Origin of the sequence: Chelatococcus asaccharovorans (assembly GCF_003201475.1) — a bacterium.
Classification (GTDB): Bacteria; Pseudomonadota; Alphaproteobacteria; order Rhizobiales; family Beijerinckiaceae; genus Chelatococcus; species Chelatococcus asaccharovorans.
This window is the reverse complement of sequence record NZ_QJJK01000018.1, coordinates 1-24,942: the sequence shown is the minus strand read 5'-3', so window position 1 is coordinate 24,942 and position 24,942 is coordinate 1. Positions and strand designations below refer to the sequence as shown.

Below are 24,942 nucleotides of genomic sequence, written 5' to 3'. Positions count from 1 at the left end.
CTGCTTGTGGGCCGGGCCTGCATGGTTAGCTGAGCCATTTGAACATCGCGTTGGGTTGTGGTGGCAGGTTCCGGCGCAGCGCCCGTTCCCGCGGCGGCCAGGCGATCCCCGTGTAGGGATAGGCATCCCGGTTGAGGCACGGAGAGTAGAGCGGATCGGCAACCAGTGTTTCTCCCCATTTCAGACGCAGCGCATTCAACTCACGCCGGGTCCGGGATTGACGCTCCGCATTGGCATCCTGCCCGCGGCTTGCGGATTCCTTGTGGCGGAGGGCGGCGTGCGGGGTCCAGATATTGCGCCGGCCGATCGCCCGCAATTTGAGGCAAAGGTCCACGTCGTTGAAATTGACAGGAAACAGCCGCTCGTCGAGCCCGCCGACTGCAAAATAGTCCTTTCGCTTGACGAGGAGGCAGGCGGCCGTGACGGCGCTTGTCTCTCGTGTCACCTGCAGAAGCTCGTCGTAACCCGGCTCGTCGCCCTGGCGTTCATTGAAGGCGTGCGCGGCGCCGAAATGCGAGCCAAGGACCACGCCGCCGTGCTGGACAAGCCCGCTTGGCCACAGGAGCTTGGCGCCGACCGCGCCGACATCGGCGGCGCTTCCCGGCTCGAGCAGTGCCGTGAGCCAATCGCGATCCTCAACCTCCGTGTCATTGTTGAGCAGGAGGAGATAGCGGCCGTTCGCCGCGCGGGCCGCAGCGTTGTTGATCCGGGCATAGTTGAACGGTCCGGGCGCCGGCAGGACGCGGACGCCGCGATAGGCGAGCTCGCGAAAATAGGCCAGCGTGTCCTCATCCCGTGAATCATTGTCTGCGATCAGAATCTCGAAAGCGGGATGGGCGGTCTTCGCGAAGAGGCTTTCCACGCAAGGCCGCAGCAGGTCAAGGCGATCACGCGTCGGGATGAGGATGCTGACGAGCGCGTCGGGGTCGACCGCCGGCCGCACGCGGATCGCGGGGAACAGCAGACCCTCGCGCACCATGACATGGGTCTCGCGCTCGGGGTCGAGGAGCGGCGGCAGGGCCGCCACAAGGGCGTCGGCGTCAGCCTCCGTAGACCCTGCCGGCACTGTGGCGAGCACCTCCGGCAGATGGCCGATCGGTCGTTCGGCGGCGAGTGCGCCGGCGAGGACCTGCGCCACAACGCCGTAGTCGCTCACGCTTTCGTCGTGGTCGAGCTCAGGCAGCAGCGCCGCATCGAAGGCAACGAGATCGCAGAGATAGCCTTGGGCGAGGAACCGTTCCTTGTCGAAGGCCGGCTTGAAGCGTGGCAGCAGCGTGCCGTCCGCCAGGGCGATCTCGCTGTCGCTATAGACAAGGGCGGGCTTGTCCGGCCCAACCATCGCGGCGGCGAGCGCGGCGAGAGCCGCCGGATGAACGCGGCTGCCGGCCTTCAGCACGACAATGATCTCGCTGCCCTCTTCAACGAGATGGGCACGCGCCTCGCGCCACGCCTCTACCCCGCCCACCGTGAGGCTTTCCAGCGCCACGGCGGTCCACAGCGGCGCCGAGGCCGTATCGAGGCTCTGCAGCGTTTCGTCGGCTTGCTCCGGAGGGCCGAACACCACGGCGGCGATGCGGGGCGTCTCGGCGAGTTCCGGAGCCTTTGGCGCGTAGGCGCGACGCCAGTCAGGGTAGCTCGTGAGCGGCAGCGAACTGGGCATCAGCCGTTCGAGATAGGCGAGGCGTTCCACCGCGTCCTTGGACGAAGTCTCGCTATCGGCGAGGCCGAATTGCTCGATCCCGCTGCCGAGCGTCAGCAGCGCAATCGGGCTGCCCGCGAGTTCCGTGCCACGTTCGGTCAGAACACGGATCTCGTGCAAGCGCCCATCGGCAAGTTCCAGGGGCAGGGTCACATCGAAGCCGTGACGGCCTGGCGCGAGCGGCTCGTCGGGCCCCGGCTCGTACCACATGTCGGCGGGCACTTCCGCCAGCAGGCGCGAGCCCTCGAACAGCGAGACGGTGAGGGTCCGCTCGATATGCACGCGATCACGCGCCCAGCCGACGACACGGATCCCGCCGACCCAGCGGACGGAACCCGCGATATCCTCCGGCTTCACCGGCCGGGAGGAGCCCGTACTGTGCAGATGCACGGTGCCGAGGTGATGATCCGTGTTGGCCACATAGGCCGAAACCTGCCGGGTATGGGCGAGCGAGGAGAGTTTCAGGCTCGTCGCGAAACCATGGCAGCCGTCGGTTCCTTCCGCCTCGCGCAGTTCCGGTACGAACAGATCGGCCCGGACAAGCGACGTCACCGTTCCATCGAGCCACAATTCGACGGCGAGTTTGCGCTCCGGATGGCGCGGATCGAAGGCCCATCCCCCGAACAGTCCGTCGCCGAGCTGCCAGAAGTCGCCCTGGAACGCCGGGGCTTCAAGCACGTGGGCGATCCCTGGCGCTGGCGCCTCCCGCATCGCGGCCGGTTCATGGGTGATCCGCTGCACCCGGCGCACGATCCGCGCGCTGGCAGCATCCTGCTCACTCACCGAGTCCGGTGCCTCGTCGCGGTTGGGTTGTTCCATGCGCTGCTACATATACCTTTTTCGATGCTGGCGTCTGCCGAAGCTATAGTGACGATGATTACGGATAGCTTCCAGCGGAATGCCAAGCCATTGCGGCGTATTGAAGAAACCGGCATCATAAATGCGCCAGCCAGGTGCCGATCGCGGCCGCCGCCGCTTCGTCTCCGGCATCGGGGGGCAGGGCAAGGTCGTACGGGCCGGTGGCCAGTTCGGCGAACAGGCCCTGGGAGAATGCCGCGATTGGCGCGGGGAGCCCCGCCAGAATGGAAATCCGCGAATCCGCCAACAAAAGCCGCCGCGACGGCACGACAACGCCGGCTGACCGGTAGGTGGCGACGATCGCGCTCCATTCCTGCGGGTCGACCTTGCCGAGGACAAACACATTGCCAAGACGCATCAACGCTGCGTCGTCCAGGGTCTCGCCGACGACGAGCAGCGGTGTGTCGCGGCCGGCCTGGTTGAGCTTCAGCGCCAAGGCGCGCACGAGCGCAAAGGCGGCCGGGCCGTCGTCCAGCGGTACGATCGCCAAAGGATCGTCGGGCCGGCCGGCCGCAGGTCTCGACGCGGGGGGCGCGCGTTCCAGGGTCATCAGGGGCGCATGGACGGGCTCCCTGCCATGGGCCGCGAGTGCGTCCCTCAAGGCCGCGCAGCCCGGCACGATAGGCCCGGCACGCGCCAGAAGGTCGGACCATGCCGTGAGAGCGGTGTCCAGGTCGCCCGCCGTCTGCGGCGCTTCGACGAGAACCGCATCCACCTCCGCTTTCAGCCGTTCGGCGATCGCGAGCACGTCCGGCGATGGCGCCTCGCCCGCCAGGACGATGATGCGCTTGACGCCGGCTGTACGCAACAAGGCCTCGAGGCGTCCGCTTTCGCTGGCCGGAAGCGGCAGCGCGATGGGGAGACGGCCGACCATCCCCATCACCTTCACGGCCAGCGTCGTGACCGCACCGTGCTCTTCCGGTGCGATGTGAATCCAAGCCTCCTCCAGCGGCTCCTCAAGCCCCTGCAACTCTTGCAAGTTGCGAAGCAGTTCCTCGCCCGCGGCCGTATCGACACATGTCGAGACAACGGCGGTATGGGCGCGGACGACGTCCGGCCACAGCCCCTCGGTAATGCGATGGCGGGCTGTCGCCAGCGGATCCGTCTCCATGAACCAGGTGGTATGGCGCCTGAGGTCCGGGAAGCGCCGCAGCGTCTCTGCCTGATTGCGCAGAACAAGGCCACGCTTGGCATCCAGATAGGAGGCCGAGCCAAGGTGCCCGACCACGACGTCAGTGGCGCAGACATTGCGGAAGCCCTTTTCCTCCGCACGCAGGCAGAAATCCACGTCCTCAAAATAACCGTGCGTGAGGAAGTCACTGCCGAAGAAGCCAAGGGCGCGGAGGCATGTTCGCCTGATGTAGAAGCAGAAGCCGATACCGCTCGGCAGGTCGACGATCCCACCGGCGTTCACACGCGCCGCCGTGGCGTCGATCAGCGCGAGATAGTCCGGCTCCGGCATCGGTGCCTCGCCGAAGGGGACGGGATAGCTTGTGAGATCACCGTTGTTGGACAAGGGCGTGACCGTGCCGATGTTGTCGGCGGCATAGGCGGCTGCGCGGAGCCGCTTCAGCCATCCTGTCGGCACGACGGTATCCGCGTTGAGGAGAATGACGTCGCTCGTCGTGGTCTCGGCAAGGCCCGTTTCGACGGCGCCGATGAACCCCATGTTGCGCGCATGCGCCAGGAGCCTGATCTTGCCGGCCGCTGAAAGATCCCGCAGATAGGCTGAAAGTTCTGGTTCGGGGCTTGCATCGTCGACGACGATCACATCGTAGCGCTTGCCGTGCCCGGGCTCGCGCAGCACGGCCTCGATGCAATCCCGCGTGGCGGGCAAATTGCGATAGGCCGGGATTAACACGGTGACAGGCGCTTCACGCTTGGCCCGGCGGGGGGGACGGGGCGTCGCCTCAGCTGCTATTGCGGCTGTCGTTTCCCTCGCGTCTCCGCGCTTGCCTTCGACAACTGGCCGCAGGATCGGCGGCGCCACGGCTTCGCCGGATGGCCAGAAGAACGCGCAGCGGTCTGCACCGTCGGGCCAAGGCAGGCTGGTTCGCATGCTGTAGTCGAAGGCCCCCTTATAGTTCTCCGCGGCTTGACCGGAAACGTCGATGAGATGCTCCTGGTTGTCCGCGCGGCTGTCCTTCCGGCCGTCGCCATAGCGAAGCGTGAGGGCGATCGTCTTCTCCCCCCGCCACAGGCAATGAAGAACAATCGTCTCGCCATCAAGCCAATGGCGCCCTGTGTGAGGCGTTTCGCCGGCAGCGAAGGCGCGCGCGACCACAGCCGCATGGATGTCCGCGCGGTCATCCCGGAAGATGCCCGCCGCAAGCGCTGCGAAATCCCGCTCGCTCTCCTTGTCGATCAGCACCCGCAGCCAATGGGCGCGAAGCGCGAGATCATCGGGCGTCAGCTTGAGGGCACTGGCCAGATCCCGCTCGGCGGCATCAACGGCGCCGAGCGCTTCGTTGATGGCGGCGCGCAGCCGGTAGTGTTCGGCGTCTGGCACGAAGGCGCGGCAGCATCGGTCGATCAGGGCGAGCGCCCGAATATGGTCGCCGCGCTGATAGGCGTCGAGCGCGTGGAGCGCGAAATCGCTGCGGCTGCTCGAACCCAGAAGCAGAGAATGACGCGATGACAGCAGAGGGGATCGCACGTGCACGGACACTCAGTGGGCGGCGGCCCGGGGAAGAATGGCGCGTCGGCATCGCCCCTCGATCCGGGAAGATTGTGCCGGGCAATTCCAAGCTCGCAGAAGTGCCTGGCTCGCAGAAGTGCCTGGCGCGCAGGTTCACCTGCGAAAGGCCGGGCGGCCAGAATGTCTGGCGCGAGAACCTCAGCCGTATGGCGAAAAGGGTCAAATGATGACCGGGTATCAAAGGGTGTGGGCCGTCGGAGACGGCCCACACTTATTCGCTGTAGAGGTTACTGGCGTTAGGCCAGATTGTCGTCCTCATCGATCACATGGATGGTGCGCTCGGTGGACTGCTCGCCTTCAGCTGACTGGGCGAAGGCGACGACAATGTCGGCGCGATCGGCAGCGCCGTCGTCAAGCAGGTTGGTCCAGTAAGCGGCACCGGCAGCGTCGGGCTCACGACCGAAGAGCTGCTCGTAGAGGTTGTCCACGAATTCCGCGTTCGTTTCGGAACCGTGGCTGCTGGTGAACTCCTCGCTGTTGAGGAACTCCTGAGCGATGTCGTGAAGAGAAGCGTCGCCCGACTCGTAAATGTCGAACCAGAACTTGACGCCTTCGAAGTCGCCATAGCGGTCAAGCAACGTCTCATACATACGGGCAACGACGCCGAGATCCGCCGTTTCCGCGGCAATGATCGCGCCATCGTCGAACTGCACGTACTCGACATCCGAGATAACCGAGGTCTCGCCGGCGAGGTTCGTGATCGAGAGCTGGTTGCCCTCCCACGAAATGCCGGCGGTGTCGAACGAGGTTTGGATGACGCCGAGATCGAAGCCCGCGCCGCCATCGACCGTGTCCGAACCATCGCCGAAGTAGATGGTGTCGTCGCCGGCTGCAGAAACGATGGAATCGTCGCCGGCGCCGCCGTGGACCGTGTGGTCGTTTTGCGATGACGGATCGACGATCAGCGTGTCGTCGCCCGCGCCAAGCTGGACGACCGTCGGAACGGTGCCTTCCAGCGTGACCTGGGTATTCTGATCGGTTTCGAAGATGACGATCGGGACGCCATCGGGAATAGCGACCTGCGTCGCGTCGCCCTTGACGAACAACACGTCAACACCATCAGGGATGTTATCGCCAGGTTGCCAGAAGTCGACGATGCTTACGTCTTCACCAGGTGGAATTTCACTTAATACGTTAAGGATTGCATCCTTTACGCCCTGCGGCAGATCTGAGCCGCCAATGGCGGCTTCAGCGTCGCTTACGGACGTATCATACGGGGTTGCCATCTAGACCTCCAGTCCCAGATTCATTCAGCTGCGTGTCGATTGGCGAAACTGCGAGCTCCGCGAAAAACGCGGACCCTTTCAGAGCGCAGTCCCATTCCATTCCTCGCCCCAGCATCCTTCATCTCGGGCACCGAATCGGCCAACTGATGATCGACACTTCCCCCAACGGACGTCTCACTTAACTGAGTTGCAGAAGCCTTAACGCTCTCGATCTCCGCCTATTGGACGTGAACCGTAAGGCCGACAAGCGAAGCGCCCGGATCCCTAGGAGCGGCAACGAGCTCCGAGGCTGAGGACCGAACAGCGGTCCCGTCCGAAAAAATGGCCTCTGCCTGCAGCTTGTAGGAAGCTGCATTCTCTCCGATCAAACGAAGAGATACTCCATCAATCGACAGCGCGCGGGCGCGCGTGCCGATAAAACCACCGGTCAATGCCTCGGGCATACGACCCTGCCCTGACACCGAACAGTCATACTCGATATCGACGCCCATCGGCCGGCGCGGCCAATGAACGGCAAACCCCTCGATGTGCTGCCGAGACGAACGACCCCCAAGCCATTCGCCGGCCGGCAACGAAACATCCCCGCGACGCTGGATATGTCCCGAGAGATAGATTGGCATCTCCTCGCTGCTATCCTGAGACTTCTTCTTGTGTCCGGAGGACGCGCGAACAAGCTCGCCGTCACGGCCGGAAACCTTGTCAAGCTGGTCGATCTTCAGCTTCACGCCGTCGGAGAGCGCGAACTCGCCGACGAAAATTGTCACCACAATCATCGCATCGCCGGACGACGATACGACGACAGCATCGCCCGGTCGGCGCATAATACCATCTTCGGCCCCCGGCGCGAACAGCAGGTGAACATCGCCGGCAACGTCCGGTCCGACATGCACACTGACGCGAGGCGGATTTCGCTCGTCGTCGGCGCCGAGATAACGAAGCGCGAACAACCCCCGAGGGATGGGCATGGCACGAGCGAAGACCCTGTTCAGATCCTCGTTGCCCTTCACCCCAACCATATAGCCCTCAGGCACCATCAAACCGCTCCAACGCAAAGCACAAATATATAACGTTGATTTTCATATTTTCATATTCCCGTGGTATGCATAAGTCAATAGAACCTTTGCGAGGAATGCTATCTTAAGCGCGTCTATCGCCACAAATTGGCAGGGGTCCGCATGTATAAAAATTTAGCGCCGTTTTCTTATGAGCGAAAGCGCTTGGAGTTATTTAATATTTTTCAGTATAAACATCTTAACAAAACTATCACATTTCCAGTTTCACTTGTTGAGGTAAATAATGTAGCGCATTCTTATCCTGTCCTGTGGCAGCGAAATAAGGACGGCGTCGAGCTTGTCGCGCTTGTGGGATTGGAGGCGGATCATAATTACGCATTATCTAGGCATCCTAACTTTGTGCAGTGCAACCTGCTTATTTTAGAGGCATATCCCTTCGCGCTGGCAAAGACGGATAAGGACAACCACTGGCGGATCCTTGTCGACGAGGTCATGGGGCAGGGGGAGGACGATCCTGCGCCCCTGAGGACTGCGGCAGGGGAACTAAGCCCCGAGGCAGACCACCGGCTTTCCGCGTTGCGCATCTTTGCCGAGAGCTACGGGCGCACGCAGGCGCTGTCACAGCTGTTGGACCGTGTGGGGCTGCTCAAGCCCTGGGATGTCTCCCTCAAGATCGGCGAGCGCTTCGTTGGGCTCCAGGGGCTCGAAGTTCTCGACAGAGATGTGGATATAAGGCGCCTTAAACTCGCCGGAGTGATCGAGCAAGTGGGATGGGATGCAATCCATCTCGCAACGATGCACGAGCTGTCTTTGTTCCGTATGCAGAATCTCCTCGAAGCGCGGACTGCGCCGCGGGCTGCTTGAGGTGGCTGATATGTGCGACATTTCAGACACATGGTGTGCGTTTTCGCTGAGTGGAGCCTGATGCAGTTTCTGTTTGAGCCTCTCAATATTGCCAGGCATCGGAATCAGCGGTGGTCGCGGCCGGTTCATTTCGGATTCGCGAGCGACATCAAGCTCGTGCCGCTCACCTTCCGGGAGGTGCACCGGGCAGCTCACCATTTCCCGCTCTGTGTGTGCCGGACGTCCGCCGGCGTCAGCCTCGTGGCGGTTCTTGCCGGCGAGGACGGCCGCAACCAGCATGTCGACGACGAGGGTCGCTGGACAGCGCCCTATATTCCCTTTGCGTTCCGCACCCACCCTTTCCGCCTGATCGCCTCAGGGACAGGCACTTCGCTCGTTCTGGCCGTGGCTAGAGATGGCGCCACCGTGCATGCCGATGGCGAGTTCGCATTTTTTGAGCGCGACAAATCCATTTCGGAAGCGACCCGCGCCGTCCACAAGGCCTTGTCCGAGGCGGAGGCCGGCAACCGGGAGCTTGCTGCCGCGCTTCTGCAACTCGAAGCGCTCGACGTGCTTGCGGAGGTGCCGGCGGAGAAGATGGGGCCGTGGCTAAGGCGGCAGCGCTGTTTTGGCGTTCAGGCCGTAAAGCTCAGAGCTTTGCAGGCGGCGCCGCCGGAATCGCTCGCCGGGCTCTTCGCGGCATCGCCGATGGCCATGGAGCTTGCCGAGATTATTGTATTCTCCCACCGCACCGTCATGAAGATGCGCCGTGCGCAGCCGGACAGGACCGCGGAGGTGGCACCTGGGTCGCTTGCGGAGAAGGATGAGGCCGCCCAAGCTTGGTCATTCCGTCGTAAAGAAGTTGACTTTCTCGACTATGGAGACAACCTCACCTTTGATATAGAATAGCAATCAGGCACTTAGATATCGAAGACTACGACACGGCGTTTCCGTGAAGTATCGGAAAACGTTTCATTTTCCGCGGCCCGAGAGAGATTCGCGCATTGCTTCTTTCGTCCTGGTTACCGCATCACCTGTTGGGCACCACGGCCTCCAAGCCCACGCCGCTGGAACAAGCGATCCGCAAGGCGCGCCCGGCGATAGGTTATGTCGCGTTGTTCACCAGCGTCACGAGTGTCCTTGGCTTCGTCACGCCCATCTACATGATGAACGTGTACGACCGCGTATTATCGAGCCGTAGCGTTGATACACTTCTCGCACTCAGTCTCATCGCCGCGTTTCTTCTCCTGATCGCTGCGGTGATTCGATTCATCAGAACGGCGATGCTGAAGAGGCTTGGCGCGTGGTGTGATGAGGAAGTGGCGCCGCAACTGTTCTCGGCGATCCAGACCGCGGCTCTCACCTCTCCCAACCGCGGCGAGGTGCAGGCCTTGCGCGACCTGGACACGTTTCGCGAGTTCTGGGTCAACCATGGCCTCGTGACAGTCTTTTCGGCGATGTACACGCCGATCTTCCTCGTCGCCCTGTTCGTTCTCAGCCCTTACCTCGGCATCCTCGCGCTCGTTGCGGTCGCGATCATCGCTGTTCTGGCCGTGCTGATCGAGAAAGCAATGTGGCCCGGGCTCAAGAAGGCGTCCGAGGCCAATATCCGCGCCTCCACACATGCGCGGATGGCCATGAGGAACGTCGAATCCGTTCATGCCATGGGCATGCGCAACGCGATGGCGGACGCCTGGCATGAGGAACACCGGGCCGCGCTGGCGTGGAATGCCTATGCCGCCGAACGTGCGGCGCCCTATACGACCGCGTCCACTTTCATCAGCGCTGGCATGATGATCGCCGTTCTCGGCGCGGCCGCTTTTCTCGCGCTCGAGGGGCAGATTTCTCCCGGCGCCATCTTTGCGGCGAACCTCATTTTCCGGCAGGCGACGGGTCCCCTGCGCTCGCTCATCCAGCAATGGAAGGGGTTTCTCGGCTCGCGCCTGGCCTATGGCCGTCTGCAGACGTTGTTTCGCGAGGCGGGCATGCAGGCGGAGCGGGTCGTCCTGCCGCGACCGGAGGGCGCGTTGTCGGTCGAGAATGCGACGCTCTCGATCTACGACAGCAAGCAGATCGTTCTACGGAATGTCGATTTTGCGATCGAACCGGGCGATGTCCTGGGGATCATCGGGCCCAGCGGCGCCGGCAAATCCACGCTATCACGCGCGCTCGTCGGGCTCATCCGGCCGACGCTCGGTACCATTCGCATCGACGGCGCGGATCTCGAACACTGGGCGCCAGACGAACTCGGCCGGTATGTGGGCTACCTTCCGCAGAATGTCGAACTGCTCGCGGGGACGGTCGCCGAGAATGTCAGGCGCTTTCGACCACGCGATGATGCCGGCGTGATCGAGGCTGCGAAGCTCGTCGGGGTCCACGATCTCATTCAGTCACTTCCTGCGGGCTACAACACCAGGCTTGGCGAAGACGGCATCGGCCTGTCCGGCGGTCAGCGACAGCGCATTGCGCTCGCCCGCGCCGCTTATGGCCGCCCGTCCTATGTCGTGCTCGACGAGCCCAATTCCAATCTCGATGCGGCCGGTGAGGCGGCGCTCACCCGCGCGATCCTGACCTTGAAGGAAGCAGGGACAACCGTCGTCCTGGTGACGCACAAGGCCCAGATCCTCAGTTGCGTCGACAAGATCGCGGTGCTCGGTAACGGGACCTTGATGCATTTCGGCCTGCGCGATGATGTATTGAAACGGCTGTCCACGCCGAAGATCGTGCCCATCAAGGGACAACAGCCGGAGCTCCTGGCGAGGCGCTAGGGTCCCTTATCCGAACTTCGTATCATGTCCGGGAGGCGTCGTTCGAATTTCGGATAGGTCGGGACACTGGCAAGCTGATAAGTCTCGTGTGGTTTTCGGATTTGAAATTCGTTCATCATTCTCGACCCACTCTGTGACGAATCTCAAATCCACCAGATTGGCCGTAACCAGCAGATCGCCCTCCAAGGGCCCCGGATCTTCGCTCGGAACGGTGCGGCCGGTGGTGAGTTGCAGTCCGACCTTTGCGCGCTCATCATGCCCGTGACGGGGCGCGGCCGGATCGATGAAAGGCTACGTATGTCCGACGACGACATGGATCAAAGCTTCGATACCACGGTGCTGGACCGGCCGAACCGGGCTCTGCCGCAGGACGACCGTGGCCTGCCGCCGCTCAACATGGACTGGCGCCGCTCGGCGCGTCTCGGGCTTGCCGTCATCGCCATTGGCTTCGGCGGAAGCGCTGCCTGGGGGTTCGTCGCAGGGCTCGACAGCGCCGCCATTGCCGACGGCGTCGTGAGCGCGGAATCGAACAGGAAGACCGTGCAGCACTACGAGGGTGGCATTATTCGCGACATCCTGGTGCGTGACGGCGACCAGGTCGTGGAAGGGCAGACCCTTTTCATTCTTGACGACACGCAGGCGCGCGCCAATCTCGACGCCGCCCGCAACCAGCGGGCAGCCGCGCTTGCCGAGGAGGCACGTCTTATCGCCGAGCGCGATGGCAAGGACGTCATCACCTTCCCCAAGGAAGCGCTCGACCGGCAGAACGAGCAGGCCGTTCGCCGAACAATCGAGGACCAGCAGCGCGCGTTCAAGGACAGGCGCGCCTTTCTCAAGAACCAGGTCGATTCCCTTCAGGCGAAGGTGGGGCAGGCGGAGGAGAAGCTTGCCGGCTCCGAGGAGGCCCATAAATCGGCCATCAAGCAGCTCGAGTGGATCGACAAGGAGCTTCCCGCCCTTCGCACCCTCTACGACAAGGGCCTCGTGCAGTGGCCGCGCATTACGGCCCTGGAGCGCCAGCGGGCGCAGATGGAAGGCTCGATCGGCCAGGCCGCGGCTGCCATGGCGGAAAGCCGGCAGGCGATCGACCAGGCCAAATTTGACATGGCCCAGGTCGGGAAAGGCATGCAGCAGGAGGTTGCCCAGCGGATCATCGATGTCCGCAAGCAACTCGCCGATCTCGCGGAAAAGCTCAAGGTCGCCGAGGATGTGCTCAACCGGTTGACCGTGCTTGCGCCCCAGACCGGCGTGGTGCAGGGGCTCAAGTTCTTCACCCGCGGGGCGGTGATCCGTCCGGGGGACGCGCTGCTCGACATCGCACCGCTCAACGAGTCACTTGTCATCCAGGCCCAGATCCAGCCGACGGACATGGACGTGGTGCAGACCGGTCTTGAGGCGGAGGTCCGTTTTCCGTCCTTCCACCTCGGGCAGGTGCCCTTCATCATCGGCAAGGTGCGAAGCCTCTCCTACGATCGGCTGATCGACCAGAAGAACCAGAACTCCTATTTCGCTGCCGAAATTGTCGTGGATCCCAAATCCATACCCGACGAAATCAAGGACAAGTTGCGGCCGGGCATGCCGGCGCAGGTGATGATCGCGACGGGCGAGCGCACGCCGTTCGAATATCTCACGGCGCCTCTGTTCAATCGCCTCCGGAAGACCATGGTCGACGGCCACTGATGCGCTGCCGTTCCGGATTTGACGGTCGGCCGCTCCGTGCGGCCGATGCGTTCCCTGTTGGAACCTGTTACGAAGACTGCGTGTATCGCTGATCGCAACGAGGCATCTGTGGCAGGTATCGAGGGTGGCGCAATCCGCAGTCACGGCAATGTCGAAGCGCTGCCGCTCGCGCTGGAGGGTGTGTTCCTCATCAAGACGCGGCGCTTCGGCGACGCGCGGGGGTTCTTCACGGAGACGTATAGCCGCCGCGATTTCGTCGCTGTCGGCATCGAGAGCGTCTTCGTGCAGGACAACCAGTCGTTCTCGGCGCCGCGCGGGACCATCCGCGGCCTCCACTTTCAGACGCCGCCCCATGCCCAGGCCAAGCTTGTCCGCGTGCTGCGTGGTGCCATCCTCGATGTGGTCGTGGATATCCGGCGGCATTCACCCACTTTCGGGCGGCATCTTGCTGTCGAGCTCGACCACGCAGAAGGCCTGCAACTCTTTGTTCCGGAAGGATTTGCGCATGGCTTCTGCACCCTGACGCCCGATGTGGAGGTCTTCTACAAGGTGACCGACGTCTACGCGCCCGCATGCGACCGCGGTATTGCTTGGAACGATCCGGCGCTCGGCATCGATTGGCCCGTTGCGGCAGCCGAGGCGAGCCTCTCGGACAAGGACCGGCATCAGCCGCTCCTGTCCGAGACCGAGCCCGTCTTCTGAGGGGGGCGTATGCGAATTCTCGTCACCGGCGGGGCCGGCTTCATCGGATCGGCTTTGGTGCGCTATCTGGTCCTGGAGCGCGGCGCGCACGTCCTCGTCGTCGACAAGCTGACCTATGCCGGCAACCGTGCGTCGTTGCATTTATGCGAGGGCAAGCCGGGCTTTGCCTTTCTGCAAGCGGACATCGCCGACGGCGCGCGTATGGAGGCGGCGTTCAAGGCGTTTGGGCCGGACGCGGTCATGCATCTGGCGGCCGAGAGCCATGTCGATCGCTCCATCCTCGGCGCGGCGCCGTTCATCGAGACCAATATCGTCGGCACCTTCACCTTGCTCGAGGCCGCGCGGGCCTATCACGACGGCCTCGCCGGCGCGGCGAAGGAAGCCTTCCGCTTCCTGCATGTTTCAACCGACGAAGTCTTTGGTTCGCTGGGCGATACAGGCGCCTTTTCCGAGGTGACGCCCTATGATCCGCGTTCACCCTATTCGGCGAGCAAGGCGGCGTCGGACCACCTCGTGCGGGCCTGGCATGCGACTTACGGCTTGCCGGCGATCGTCACGAATTGCTCCAACAACTACGGGCCCTATCATTTTCCCGAAAAACTCATTCCACTGATCATCCTGAACGCCCTCGAAAGCAAAGCCCTTCCGGTCTATGGCGATGGCAGGCACATCCGTGACTGGCTCTTCGTGGAGGACCATGTGCGGGCACTCGTTGCCGTGCTGGAGCGCGGGCGGGTGGGCGAGACCTATGCAGTCGGCGGCCGGAGCGAACGGCGCAACCTCGCGGTCGTGGAGACCGTCTGTGATATTCTCGATGAACTGGTCCCGGATGCGTCGGGTGCACGTCGCCGGTTGATCACCTTCGTGGCCGATCGGCCGGGCCATGACCGACGCTATGCCATCGATGCCGCGAAGATCGAGCGGGAACTCGGCTGGCGTCCCCGGGAGAGCTTCGAGAGCGGCATCGCGCAGACGGTTAAATGGTACCTCGACAACGAGTGGTGGTGGCGGCCGCTGCGTCAGGGGGTCTATGGCGGGGAGAGGCTCGGCCTCTTTCCTGACGCGTCCTCGTCACAGGCCCCGGAAAGGGCGGGGTGATGCGCGTCCTCGTCACCGGGGCCGGGGGGCAGCTCGGCAGCGCGCTCGTCGCGGGGTTCCGCGCAGCCGGGGCCGAGGTCGTCGCCACGACGCGCGCCGAGCTCGATCTGGCGTCACCCGCGACCTGGGGCGATCGCATCCAGGCCGCGCGGCCGGACCTCATCGTCAATGCGGCCGCCTATACGGCCGTCGATCGGGCCGAGGATGACAGGGAGGCTGCCTGGGCGGTCAATGCCGAAGGCGCAGCTGCGCTGGCGCGCGCGGCTGCCGCCTGCGACGCCGCGCTCCTCCATGTCTCGACCGACTATGTTTTCGACGGCCGCAAGGGCGCTCCCTATACCGAAGAGGACACCCCCAGCCCCATCGGCGTCTATGGAGCCTCCAAGCTTGCCGGCGAGCGCGCGGTCCTCGCCTGCCACGCGCGTGCCCTCGTCCTGCGCACGGCCTGGGTCGTGTCGGCGAGCGGAACCAATTTCCTCAAGACCATGCTGCGGCTCGGCGAGGAACGCGACGCCGTCGGCGTTGTCGACGATCAATACGGAGCGCCGACATTCGTGGATGATCTCGCCGATGCCATCATTCGCATGGCCCCGCGTCTCGTATCGGCCAAGGCGGGCGATCCGGCCTTCGGCATTGTCCATCTCACGGGCGCGCCGCATACCACCTGGTACGGCTTCGCCGCGGCCATTTTTGCGGAGACGGCGAAGCGCGGGCGGAGGACACCGCTGCTCAGGCCGATTGCGACCGCCGATTATCCCACGCGCGCAGCCCGGCCACAGGATTCGCGACTTGATTGCGCGCGGATCTCGGCCATTCATGGCATCGCGGCGGCGGACTGGCTGATGTCACTCCGGCGCTGCCTCGACCAATTGCTGGTGCCAGGAGACGATGGCCGATGAAAGGAATAGTTCTTGCAGGGGGAAGCGGCACGCGGCTCTACCCGGCGACGCTCGCCGTCTCGAAGCAGCTCATGCCCGTCTACGACAAACCGATGGTGTATTATCCCCTGTCGGTCCTCATGCTCGCCGGCATCCGCGATATCCTCCTGATCTCGACCCCTCAGGATCTGCCGCTGTTCCGCCGCCTCCTCGGCGACGGTTCGCAATGGGGCGTCTCGCTGACCTTTCTCGAGCAGGATGAACCCCGCGGCATCGCGCATGCCTTGATCCTGGCCGAGGCCTTCGTTGACGCCGGGCCCGTGGCGCTGATCCTCGGCGACAACATCTTCTTTGGCCATGATCTGCCGCAGCAGATGGCCCAGGCGCGCCGGCAGGCGCGTGGTGCCGCCGTCTTCGCCTATCATGTCGCCGATCCCGAGCGTTACGGTGTCGTGGAGTTCAGCCCGGACGGGCGGGCCCTGTCGATCGAGGAAAAGCCGGTCTCGCCGAAGTCGGGGTGGGCGGTGACGGGCTTGTATTTCTATGACGGCCGGGCGCCGTCCATTGCACGCGGATTGAAGCCGTCTGCGCGTGGCGAACTGGAGATTACCGACCTCAACCAGTTCTACCTGCGCGAGGGGTTGCTCCACGTGCAGCGTCTCGGCCGCGGCTATGCCTGGCTCGATACCGGCACCCACGACAGCATGCTGGAGGCCGGCGAGTTCGTGCGGGCGATCGAAAAACGCACCGGCCAGAAGATCGCCGCGCCGGAAGAGATCGCCTATGCGCAGGGCTTCATCAATGCCACGCAGCTCCGCGCGCTTGCCGGCCCCTTGCGCAAAAGCGGCTATGGCGCCTATCTCGACGGCCTCACAGGCGACGCGCCATAAAAAATCGGGCCCAGCCTGGCTGCGCCCGATATTGTCAAACTCAAGCTGGATGACTGTCGGAGTCGGCCTCTCAGGCCGCTTCTTCCTCGTCATCGTCTCCCCACGCGCTCCACGCAGCGCTGGGAACGCCAAGGACGGTAATGCCCTTCTTCGGGAACACGCCGGAGAACGCGAACTGGCAGCGGACGTCGAGCATTAGCAGCTGCTCCGAGCGGATGCTGTAGCTGACGGCACCTGTCACGTCGTCGGGTTGGCCCGGTTCGGTCGGCACTGCGCCAATGTGCGAGCCTTCAACGACGAGGACGTTGGCCTTCTGCTCGGTCCACAGCCCGACCATGGCACTTTTGGTGCCCTGCGCGCGATGCGCCCGGAGCAGCCGCTCAAAAGCTTGCGCACTTTTGACGTGCTGCCTCTCCATGCCTGTGTCGTTGAAATGCCAGACGGACAACAAGTCGGCCGCGACCGTGGCGGGATCTTCCTTCGCAATCCCTTCGCTATTGCGAACGGCGAGCGTGCGCTCGTAGACGCCGAACTGCAGCGTGGCCTTGAGGAAATCATATTCCGCCTGCGTCAACCAGCCGCGCGTCAGCATCCATTTGAGCGACGACAGCCGGAGGGCTATATCCTCGGGTTCAATCGTCGGCTTCTGATCAACCGCCTGGATCCGGGATTTGGCCTGGATCAGCGACGCGTCGCTGCCTTCCAGGCGTACAACCACGCCCGCAAGCCTCTCGGGGTCATCGACGGTGATGGAGAAGTGAAAGCCGAGGTGGCCGTCGCCGAGGCCCGCATCAGCGAGATCCTGACGGAAGATGTCCACCTTGCCGGCGCCAATGCAGCGATCATCAAGGAAGGCCAAAACGGTGCGATCCCTGGCGCTAAGGGGTTCCGTGTAAAGCCATCCGCCTACCTTATCCACAGTAACAAACTCGATCGATCCGCGGATCATAAACGCAGTCCTTAGCTTGAGTTAATTTCCTTCGATCCCCCGTTTACCTTTTGGCCCCCCAGCCAGGTAAAGCATATTTCATGCCGTCATGACGCTGCGATGGCAGCGAGTGCCGGAGCACTTTTCATCGGCGCCTCGCGGAACACGCGCAAGTATTGTTCAGCCATCTGTCGCGCGTCCGATGGATCGGGCACGGATACCTGCAGCCGTTCCGCAACCCGCGGGTCGCAAGCGGTTTCGATGGCCTCGGCGAGGCTCGCCGCATTGCCGACCTGGAAATGCAGGCCGGAAATGCCGGGCTTCACCTTCTCCGCCATGCCACCGATATTGCAGGCGATCACCGGCCTTCCGGCGGCGTAGGCTTCCTGAATGACGACGGGCGAGTTTTCCCACCACCGGCTCGCCATGACGACGTAATCGCAGGCACGCATCAATGTGGTGACCTGCGTATTGTCGTAAGCGCCCGCGTATTCCAGCGCGATATTGCGCTTCACGTCAGCCTCGAATTTGTCGATGAATTCCTGCGCCTGGCCGATGATATTGCCATGGATGCGGATGATGACGCGGCGCGCAAGCTGCGGCTTGGCGCGGATGAACTCTGCCGCGTCCAAAATGACATCGACGCCCTTGAACGGATTGATCTGCCCGAAATAACCGAAAACCCACGGTTCGGATGGATCCTTCGGCCGGTTCGGGATGCGCTGCGGCTTCTCCGCCAGTCCGTTCTCGATGACGCGAATGCGCTCGGCAGGCAGCCCCCAGTCCACGAAGCGGTCGGCGAGAAAGTTGCTTGGCGAGATGAAGCTCGCCACACGCGAAAAGGCCTTCATGAAGAAGTCCTGCCGATACTGGAACTGCCCGCGCTCGTGTTCCGGAAAGCAGCGGACGCATTTGGACGCGTTCGCACTATCGCAGAGGCGGCGATGCGGGCGGGTGACCATCTGCCCGTGATGGTGGCAGATCGCCAGGAACTCGTGGAGCGTCACCACGGTACGGGGGACCCGTCTCGACGCCATGCGGACGCCATTCACGCCGAAATTCATGAAGTGATGGAAATTGGCGATGCCGACGCCGAGTTCGTCCAAGGTGAAGGCGAGCTCATCGGCAACCTGCTTCGGCGCGATATGGTAGAAGTGGTCGTAATAGGCGGGATCATAGAAGATGACCCGTTCCGTGGACGACTTGAACTCGAGCCGCGATTTCTCATCCCGCGGGCATGCCGCGATGAAATACGGATCGAGACCGAGCTTCTGTAGCCCCAGGAACAAGGTGTAGGCGCTGATCTCCGCGCCGCCCTTGCTGATGGAGGGATGGGTATGGGAGATGATCGCTATGCGCGTCTTTTGGGGGATCATCGCCGCCTCATGCGTATCTTGGCCGGCTGACGACATAGCGGCGCCGCACGGCTTCGTTGAATGTCTCGATGACCATGGACGAGGGCTGGCTTCTCAGGCGCCGCACAGCTCCCTTGTGCAGCACGTGATCCTCCAGTTCGGCGAGGCCGTTATCCTCATAGGTCCCATTGAGGAAGGCCGGCGCGCCGAGCATCCACTCGCGGAAGGCTTGCGCTGACCAGGCGAAGCAATCGACGCTTGCGCCCTCGAGAGGGTGCCCCTCGAGCGCATCCTCGCTCGCGAAGAACTGCAGCGTCCTGTCCTCCTCGGCATGGGCGGACTCAATGCAGCTCCAGCCCCAGGACGTCGGCAACATGTCCGGGCCAATATAAGTGAACCAGTCGCATTCAAGCTGCTGCAGAATGGCGGTGAGCGAATAGAGCGCAAAACTGGTATTGGCGACCCGGAAGAGGGACACCGGCCTGCGGAGCCGGAACCGCAGGTCGTTGGCGAGCCCCAGAACCCGCGGTCTGTCATGGGAAGGGCCGGCGATCAAGGCGACGCCAACATCGCTCGCCAAACTGCCCATTTCGTCGGCAAGCTCCTCGAGCACCAGCAGAACGTCGCTGGGCTCCTGCGGCAGGGCCACGGCGACGAGACGGCGGGCCTTCTGGACGATCAGGGGATCGGCCCGGCGGGACAGGGTCAGCACCTGGCGCCGGAAGGCCGCGACGAACTGGTCGAAGAACGATTCAACCGGAAGGCTCGGGTAGAGCATCGCCACCTGTGCCAGAGGCCGGCTGTCGAGGCACGAACGAAAGATGCTCGCGTCAAGCACCTGCACCACGGAACTTCCGTCGGCGAAAACGATCTTCAACATGGGATTGAAGAGGTCGCCGTCGCTGACCTGACCTCGGAAAATGCCAACGAAGCCAGCCTGGTCGAAAAGATCGTCCATCCGCGGGAACGCGGCCTGCAGATCTGGCCGGGGCTTGCTGTAGCGCGAGGCGCCATCGAGATGCAGGAGGTTGTCCCCCAGCTTCATGATGACATCCTCAATGCGCTTGTAGGGGCTCAGCAGCCAGCCTTCGACAAAGACACCGAAGTCCTCCAGGACGATGGCGCGATCGATGGACAGGGCGACGCCGCCCTGGGCGATGGATTTGCCGGATGGGACCCAGTTGCCGGAAAGCTCGATGAGCCGCTCGATCTGCCTGAGGCGGCGATCATCGGATTGCGCCCTGAGCTCATTGAGCCGCGCCAGGGCATCCTGCTCGGAGAGCGCGTGCAGGGGCTTCACGCTGCGAAGGAAAACAGGGGTCTCGAAGCCGCGGTAGAGGAAGAAATCCGCCGCCGGCCCGCTTGGACGCCAGCGCGTGGACGCAACGCCAAAGAAGGCAAGCGCGCCTTCCGGCAGATCATCGCGCGGATAGGTCGCGACGAATATACCGGCTGGGTATTTCTGGCCGTCCACGATCACACCGCAGAAATTGAGCGGCTCGCCCTCCATCACCCAGCCGCTGATGATGACGAGATCATCGGACAGGGGGCAAATCGCCTCGATGAAGCCGCGCTCTGCGCCGGGTAGCGGGCGGAAGGGGATACGGCAGAGCGGTTCGGCCTCACTGCGCAAGCGCATGAGATCCGATGCGAGATCGGAGAACTGACCAGTCCGGGTGGCTGCCTCTGCGCGCCGCGCGACGTCTTCGGCGAGCTCCAAGGCCTCGGTTACGGTCGGCATTGCGGTGCCGCCCAGGCCAAAGGCCGTGCCCGTTACCCGGATCATGAGCCGCTGTCCGCGCTGGTCCGGGGGCACGCGGAAGCAGTTGTAGAAGGTCTCAGGGCCAAAACGGAAGCCCGGCATGAACTCCGGATCGAGCGTGTTGCCAAGGTCGGAGCGGAACTGGTTGACCTCCGTTTCAGCGAGAACGGTGTTACCGGCGATCAGCTGCACCTTCAGGCGTAACGCTGGCTCATCAAGGTTGAAAACCCAACCGACGATACCCTGGTCAGCGCTGACGAGATCGATGCGGCCGCGAATGGAAGACTGGGGCGCGCGCTGCACGCCCTCCGCGAGGGGAGAGGTCACCCGGTTTGCGCCCGATCCGCGAGCGGATGGCGAGGGCTGTCCATTCAGGGGCTGGGCCTCCGGCTGTCCCGCAGGGGACGGGTCAGATGCCATCGCAGGTTCCACGGCGGCGGCCGGATCTTCGGCCTCCACGACCGCCGCTTCCACGTCCGGTGAAGCCTCGGGGCTCGCCGGTCCCTGCTCCGTGTCTGCCGGTGCGGGAGGTCTGTCCGCCGGTGCAGGAGATTTATCTGCGAGCACCTCGCCCTGTGGCGCCAATTCCGGCGGCCCCGATGTCTTGCGCCTGGAGGAGCGGTTCGACGGTGCACGCCGTCCCTTCGGCGCCATGGAGGCACTTATCGGTGGAACAGCAGCCGTCGTCGCGTCGTCTCCGTTATCGGGAAGCGATCGCTCGGACAGCTTCTCATCGGTTGTGGCGCGCGTCATGAGGCTTGCTCACTCTTCCAAACTTGGTATTCCCGCTATCCGAACCTCGATGAAGGCCCGATCGCCGGAACAGAATTCGGACCCTTCAAGTCATCCGCGAACTCGAAAGTATCCATTCACTGAAAAGGGCGTGCGTCAACTCAGCAAACGCGCTGCCAATTGATCGCGATGCGCGGCGACGCGGAAGGAGGCGGGTCCGTTGCGCTGTCGCGCGGCGCTTGCCGGTCCGTCTCCCCCATCCAGCATCCCCAGGGGGTCAGAGGCGGTGTGGCACGCTGTTGCGGTTGAGGAACTCACGCATTGTTCGATATCTCTGAGGGAACGCCTTCTGAAATTTGTCGAACAGTTCGGGCTTGTAGATGTCGCGCCAGGACAACTTCGCGACATCGTCCTCCGAAATGAGTGGAATGCAATGCGTTTCCGCAAGTTCCTTGCTGCGCTCGTCGTAGTCGACCAGCACGCCGGGCACGCCGCTGGCCATCGCGGGAAGGATGCCGTGCACGCGATAGCCGATCGCCAGGTCCATCGTGCGGATGAACTCGTCATACTGCTCGACCGAACGGTTGAAGAACAACTGGTTCTCATAGATCTTGAGGATCTGGGCTTCGTTCTGGCTGGTCAGCCATCCGTTGCCGCGCAGGGTGTTGACCGCCGCCTCGATACGCTCGGGGTGACGGAAGAAGAAGGCCTTTTCCTCCCGCTCGCCGTGCAGCGTGACGGTTAAATTGCTCTCCTTGTCGAGCCGCAGCATGAAGTCACGCTGGATCCTGAGATAGTCCTCGATATTGCGCGCGTAGCCCTTGCCGGTCTCGCGCCGCAGGCTGAAGGCGATCTTGCGGATGTCGTAGGCATCCTTGACGTTGAGCTTCAGCTTTTCATTGCGGGCGCGGAACATCGACGGGCAGCCCACCACCTCGACGTTCTTGATGCCGTTTTCAGCGAGTACCTGCGCCGAGAACGCGCCGCGGACGCCGATCTGCGCGCAGTGGTCGGCGATCCCGGACCAAACGCGCAGCGCTTCCGGCGGCAGGTCGATGCGGCGGTTGCTCTCCGCCTGGGCGCCCACGCCGATCGCGTAGACGGGAATTTTGAGGCGCGCAATCAATTCACCAGCGCGTTCCCATTGCATGAACTCGTGGATGAAGTTCGAGCCGCGCAGGAAGACGAAGTCGAACTCGGCGTTGTAGCGGTCGACGTCCTTATCGGTGAAGTCGATGATATTGGCGACTTCCACATCCTCGAAGGAGAGCAGCTTCAGGGTCGAATCATAGACCATCAAGTCGCCGATATTCGAGTAGGTATCGATGACCCTTTCAACCGGCCAGCGATGCAGCTTGATCTTGTCATGCTCGTAGCGCGCTCCGGCCGGGATCATGACGAGGGCCTTGGCCGGCCGGCGTAGCGGCAGCGGATGGCGCGAGCTGTTCGGAAGGGCCTGGCCATTCGCGGCAAAGGCGACGTCGATCAGGCGACGGGGCGCGGTGTCCGGCACGCGGGGCAACCGCAGTTCGAAGATCATCTTGTCGGCATAGCGGGCCGCCCCCGGCACGGCCTTCAGTCCCTGCGGGGCAATATTGGCGAAGGGGGTCCCGTCAATCGAAACGCGCAGCCCACCTTCAAGCAGATCTGCTGCGTCCTTGTGCACCCAGCCGCGTAAACGTTCATCGGTTACGCTTTCGACATGAGCAAGGTCGGCGAGTGATGGGCCTTGATTGGAGGAAACAGTGTCCGAACGGTTCGGTGATGTTGCCGCACCGGCCGCTTCAGCGGAGGATGCGACGTGAGATTGACCTTCCATCAAACTGTTCATTCGGATTCCTTCGTCGCCAAACGCCACTGTACGGCCCTGATATCCGTCGCGGAACCTTGACCAGTCCTCACCACGGCCGCACGACACATTTCGGAAGCAGATACAGCCGCGGCGGTGCACCCGCCGAGCCTCGCCAACATAAGTCCCGCCCCTCTCCGCACAAAAACCGTGCCAACAGAAACAAAAGCCAAGCTTCGCTCCAGTCCCGCGTCTTGCGATCAGCAATCATAGACTGCCCATTGGGGCCTAAAGATGAAACATGCGTATGACAGGGCTGAAACTTCGTTGACCATATTCGTTAATCCCTGCGGGCACACAGGCAATACGGACCGATCATCAGATTCGTTCGATTATTATCCAAATTTCGCGCGAACGGGAAGCCGAACCCGTTGATTATGTGGAAGAATATATTGCGCGAACGGTAGCATAATACCGTACCGCGGGCTCGCGGCGGCATTATGTTGCGCTGCGGCAACAGGCTTGTCCTGCCAGGGGCGCCCGACGCGTGGTCAGGCGGCTTGGTGGTTCGCCAGTCTCTTTTCCCAGGCCAACGCCTGTGAAACGATCATGTCGAGGTTCTGGAACTGCGGGTTCCAATCGAGCGTCGCCTTGATCCGCGCGACCTCCGCCACGATCGCGGCCGGGTCACCGGGGCGCCTTGGGCTCAGCACAACGGGGATGTCGATACCGCTGACCCGCTTGACCGCCTCGACCACCTCGAGCACGGAATATCCGCGCCCGTATCCACAGTTCAATGTGAGATTGTCACCGCCGGCGCGCAGATGGGCAAGCGCGGCCACATGGGCCTGCGCCAGGTCGCTCACCTGGATATAGTCGCGCAGGCAGGATCCGTCCGGGGTGTCATAATCCGTGCCGAAGACCTCGAGCTGGGGACGAAGCCCCAGCGCGGCCTGGCAGGCGACCTTGATCAGGTGGGTTGCCGCCGGTGTCGATTGGCCGGTCCGGCCGCCGGGATCGGCGCCCGCCACATTGAAATAGCGCAGAACGACATATTTGAGCCCATGGGCGAAGGCGGTGTCCTGCAACATCCACTCGCTCATGAGCTTGGAGCGGCCGTAAGGAGAGACGGGTTGAAGCGGCACGTCCTCCGGGACCGGCATGACGGGCGGATTGCCGTAGACGGCGGCGGTGGAGGAAAAAATGAAATTCTCAACGCCATTGCGGACGGCCGAAGCGAGGAGGCTGCGGGTCCTGACCGTGTTGCCGAGATAGTAGCCCAGGGGGTCGGCGACCGATTCGGGGACAACGATCTTGGCCGCAAAATGGGCGATTGACTTAACGCCGTGGTCCTTGATGGTTTTGTCGACGAGGGCGTCATCCGCGAGATCGCCGGTGACGAGCGGTACATCCGCGGGAAGCGCCCAGCGGAAGCCGGTCGAGAGGTTGTCCAGGACAACCACCTCTTCGCCCTGCTCACGAAGCGCCAGAACCATGTGGCTGCCGATGTAGCCTGCTCCGCCGGTGACGAGAACGCTCATGCCGATGTTCCTCTTGAACAGCCCGAACGCCGTTCTCTAGCAATAAATGGTCCGGGAGAGAAAGGCAGAATGGCCACCCCGCTTTCCACGTTGCGCATTATAGCTAACACGGCTGTCATGCTCTTGTGCAATTGCGAAATATATTTTTGTATATCAATCGTTCGATCGTTTCACGAGGGCATATCGCCCGCTCGGGTCGCCATTCGATTCGAGGGCCGTTAAGTTCTGGTGAGCTCAGATTGAGATCAGAATGGCGTGGCAGGGCGCGGAAGATTGCGTCATGTGGGGGGCGCGCTGTGATTCCCGTGTCAATCAGTCGTCCCGTATGGAGTTAAACGAAGCGCCTATGACCGAAAAACCTGTAATTACAGAACGTTCAACGGCCGTTGCGCCCCGCCGGATCCGCAAGGCGGTGTTTCCTGTGGCAGGCCTTGGCACGCGGTTTCTGCCGGCGACGAAGGCGATGCCGAAGGAGATGCTGA

The 24,942-nt window shown here is 62.9% G+C and carries 17 protein-coding genes and 1 pseudogene; 9 read left to right on the top strand and 9 right to left on the bottom strand.

The features are described from left to right. Nucleotides 1-25: 25 nt before the first annotated feature. From C7450_RS30005 to C7450_RS29990, 4 genes are all read right to left on the bottom strand, one after another. Nucleotides 26-2,518, bottom strand: a complete 2,493-nt coding sequence (locus C7450_RS30005; RefSeq protein WP_110378178.1) for a glycosyltransferase family 2 protein — start codon at nt 2,516-2,518, stop codon at nt 26-28. A 115-nt stretch (nt 2,519-2,633) separates the two neighbouring features. Beyond that, the gene (locus C7450_RS30000; RefSeq protein WP_110378177.1) at nt 2,634-5,213 is read right to left on the bottom strand and encodes a glycosyltransferase family 2 protein; all 2,580 of its coding nucleotides are present in this window, start codon (nt 5,211-5,213) and stop codon (nt 2,634-2,636) included. 278 nt (nt 5,214-5,491) lie between these two features. Continuing rightward, on the bottom strand, nt 5,492-6,481 hold the full coding sequence (locus tag C7450_RS29995; protein WP_110378176.1) for a DUF4214 domain-containing protein: 990 nt from the start codon (nt 6,479-6,481) through the stop codon (nt 5,492-5,494). A gap of 218 nt (nt 6,482-6,699) precedes the next feature. Next, complete coding sequence (locus C7450_RS29990; protein WP_110378175.1) at nt 6,700-7,515, bottom strand: hypothetical protein; 816 nt, start codon at nt 7,513-7,515, stop codon at nt 6,700-6,702. A gap of 141 nt (nt 7,516-7,656) precedes the next feature. On the opposite strand from C7450_RS29990, the gene C7450_RS29985 reads away from it, so the two are divergent. From C7450_RS29985 to rfbA, 8 genes are all read left to right on the top strand, one after another. After that, nucleotides 7,657-8,358, top strand: coding sequence for a SapC family protein (locus tag C7450_RS29985; protein WP_110378174.1), 702 nt, complete (start codon nt 7,657-7,659; stop codon nt 8,356-8,358). A 60-nt stretch (nt 8,359-8,418) separates the two neighbouring features. Then, nucleotides 8,419-9,246, top strand: coding sequence for a SapC family protein (locus tag C7450_RS29980; protein ID WP_170147520.1), 828 nt, complete (start codon nt 8,419-8,421; stop codon nt 9,244-9,246). Between the two features lie 95 nt (nt 9,247-9,341). Continuing rightward, a complete protein-coding gene (locus tag C7450_RS29975; RefSeq protein ID WP_170147519.1) occupies nt 9,342-11,105 on the top strand; it encodes a type I secretion system permease/ATPase in 1,764 nt (587 codons plus the stop codon). 297 nt (nt 11,106-11,402) lie between these two features. Next, on the top strand, nt 11,403-12,785 hold the full coding sequence (locus tag C7450_RS29970; protein ID WP_170147518.1) for an HlyD family type I secretion periplasmic adaptor subunit: 1,383 nt from the start codon (nt 11,403-11,405) through the stop codon (nt 12,783-12,785). Nucleotides 12,786-12,893: 108 nt separating this feature from the next. Then, nucleotides 12,894-13,487 (top strand): dTDP-4-dehydrorhamnose 3,5-epimerase, encoded by a 594-nt coding sequence (gene rfbC / locus C7450_RS29965; RefSeq protein ID WP_245450229.1) that lies wholly within the window; start codon nt 12,894-12,896, stop codon nt 13,485-13,487. Nucleotides 13,488-13,496: 9 nt separating this feature from the next. Continuing rightward, nucleotides 13,497-14,585 (top strand): dTDP-glucose 4,6-dehydratase, encoded by a 1,089-nt coding sequence (rfbB, locus tag C7450_RS29960; RefSeq protein WP_110378170.1) that lies wholly within the window; start codon nt 13,497-13,499, stop codon nt 14,583-14,585. Beyond that, on the top strand, nt 14,585-15,484 hold the full coding sequence (rfbD, locus tag C7450_RS29955) for a dTDP-4-dehydrorhamnose reductase (RefSeq protein WP_110378169.1): 900 nt from the start codon (nt 14,585-14,587) through the stop codon (nt 15,482-15,484). Before rfbB ends, rfbD begins: the two co-directional genes overlap by 1 nt. Beyond that, nucleotides 15,481-16,353, top strand: coding sequence for a glucose-1-phosphate thymidylyltransferase RfbA (rfbA, locus tag C7450_RS29950; protein WP_110378168.1), 873 nt, complete (start codon nt 15,481-15,483; stop codon nt 16,351-16,353). Before rfbD ends, rfbA begins: the two co-directional genes overlap by 4 nt. Before the next feature lie 70 nt (nt 16,354-16,423). On the opposite strand, the gene C7450_RS29945 is transcribed toward rfbA, so the two are convergent. The 5 genes from C7450_RS29945 to galE form a co-directional block, all read right to left on the bottom strand. Next, nucleotides 16,424-17,212 carry a hypothetical protein gene (locus tag C7450_RS29945; RefSeq protein WP_110378167.1) on the bottom strand — a complete coding sequence of 263 codons (789 nt, stop codon included), beginning with the start codon at nt 17,210-17,212 and terminating at the stop codon, nt 16,424-16,426. A 176-nt stretch (nt 17,213-17,388) separates the two neighbouring features. Next, nucleotides 17,389-18,657, bottom strand: a complete 1,269-nt coding sequence (locus C7450_RS29940; protein ID WP_245450227.1) for a glycosyltransferase family 4 protein — start codon at nt 18,655-18,657, stop codon at nt 17,389-17,391. Nucleotides 18,658-18,664: 7 nt separating this feature from the next. Continuing rightward, entirely contained in the window at nt 18,665-21,151 is a 2,487-nt protein-coding gene (locus C7450_RS29935; protein WP_146227589.1) for a hypothetical protein, read from the bottom strand. Nucleotides 21,152-21,407: 256 nt separating this feature from the next. Then, entirely contained in the window at nt 21,408-23,081 is a 1,674-nt protein-coding gene (locus C7450_RS29930; protein WP_210206578.1) for a polysaccharide pyruvyl transferase family protein, read from the bottom strand. 389 nt (nt 23,082-23,470) lie between these two features. Continuing rightward, nucleotides 23,471-24,460 carry a UDP-glucose 4-epimerase GalE gene (galE, locus tag C7450_RS29925; RefSeq protein WP_110378163.1) on the bottom strand — a complete coding sequence of 330 codons (990 nt, stop codon included), beginning with the start codon at nt 24,458-24,460 and terminating at the stop codon, nt 23,471-23,473. Nucleotides 24,461-24,710: 250 nt separating this feature from the next. Between galE and C7450_RS34360 the strand changes: the two are divergent. Further along, nucleotides 24,711-24,942: pseudogene (locus C7450_RS34360) on the top strand (hypothetical protein); the annotation flags it as partial.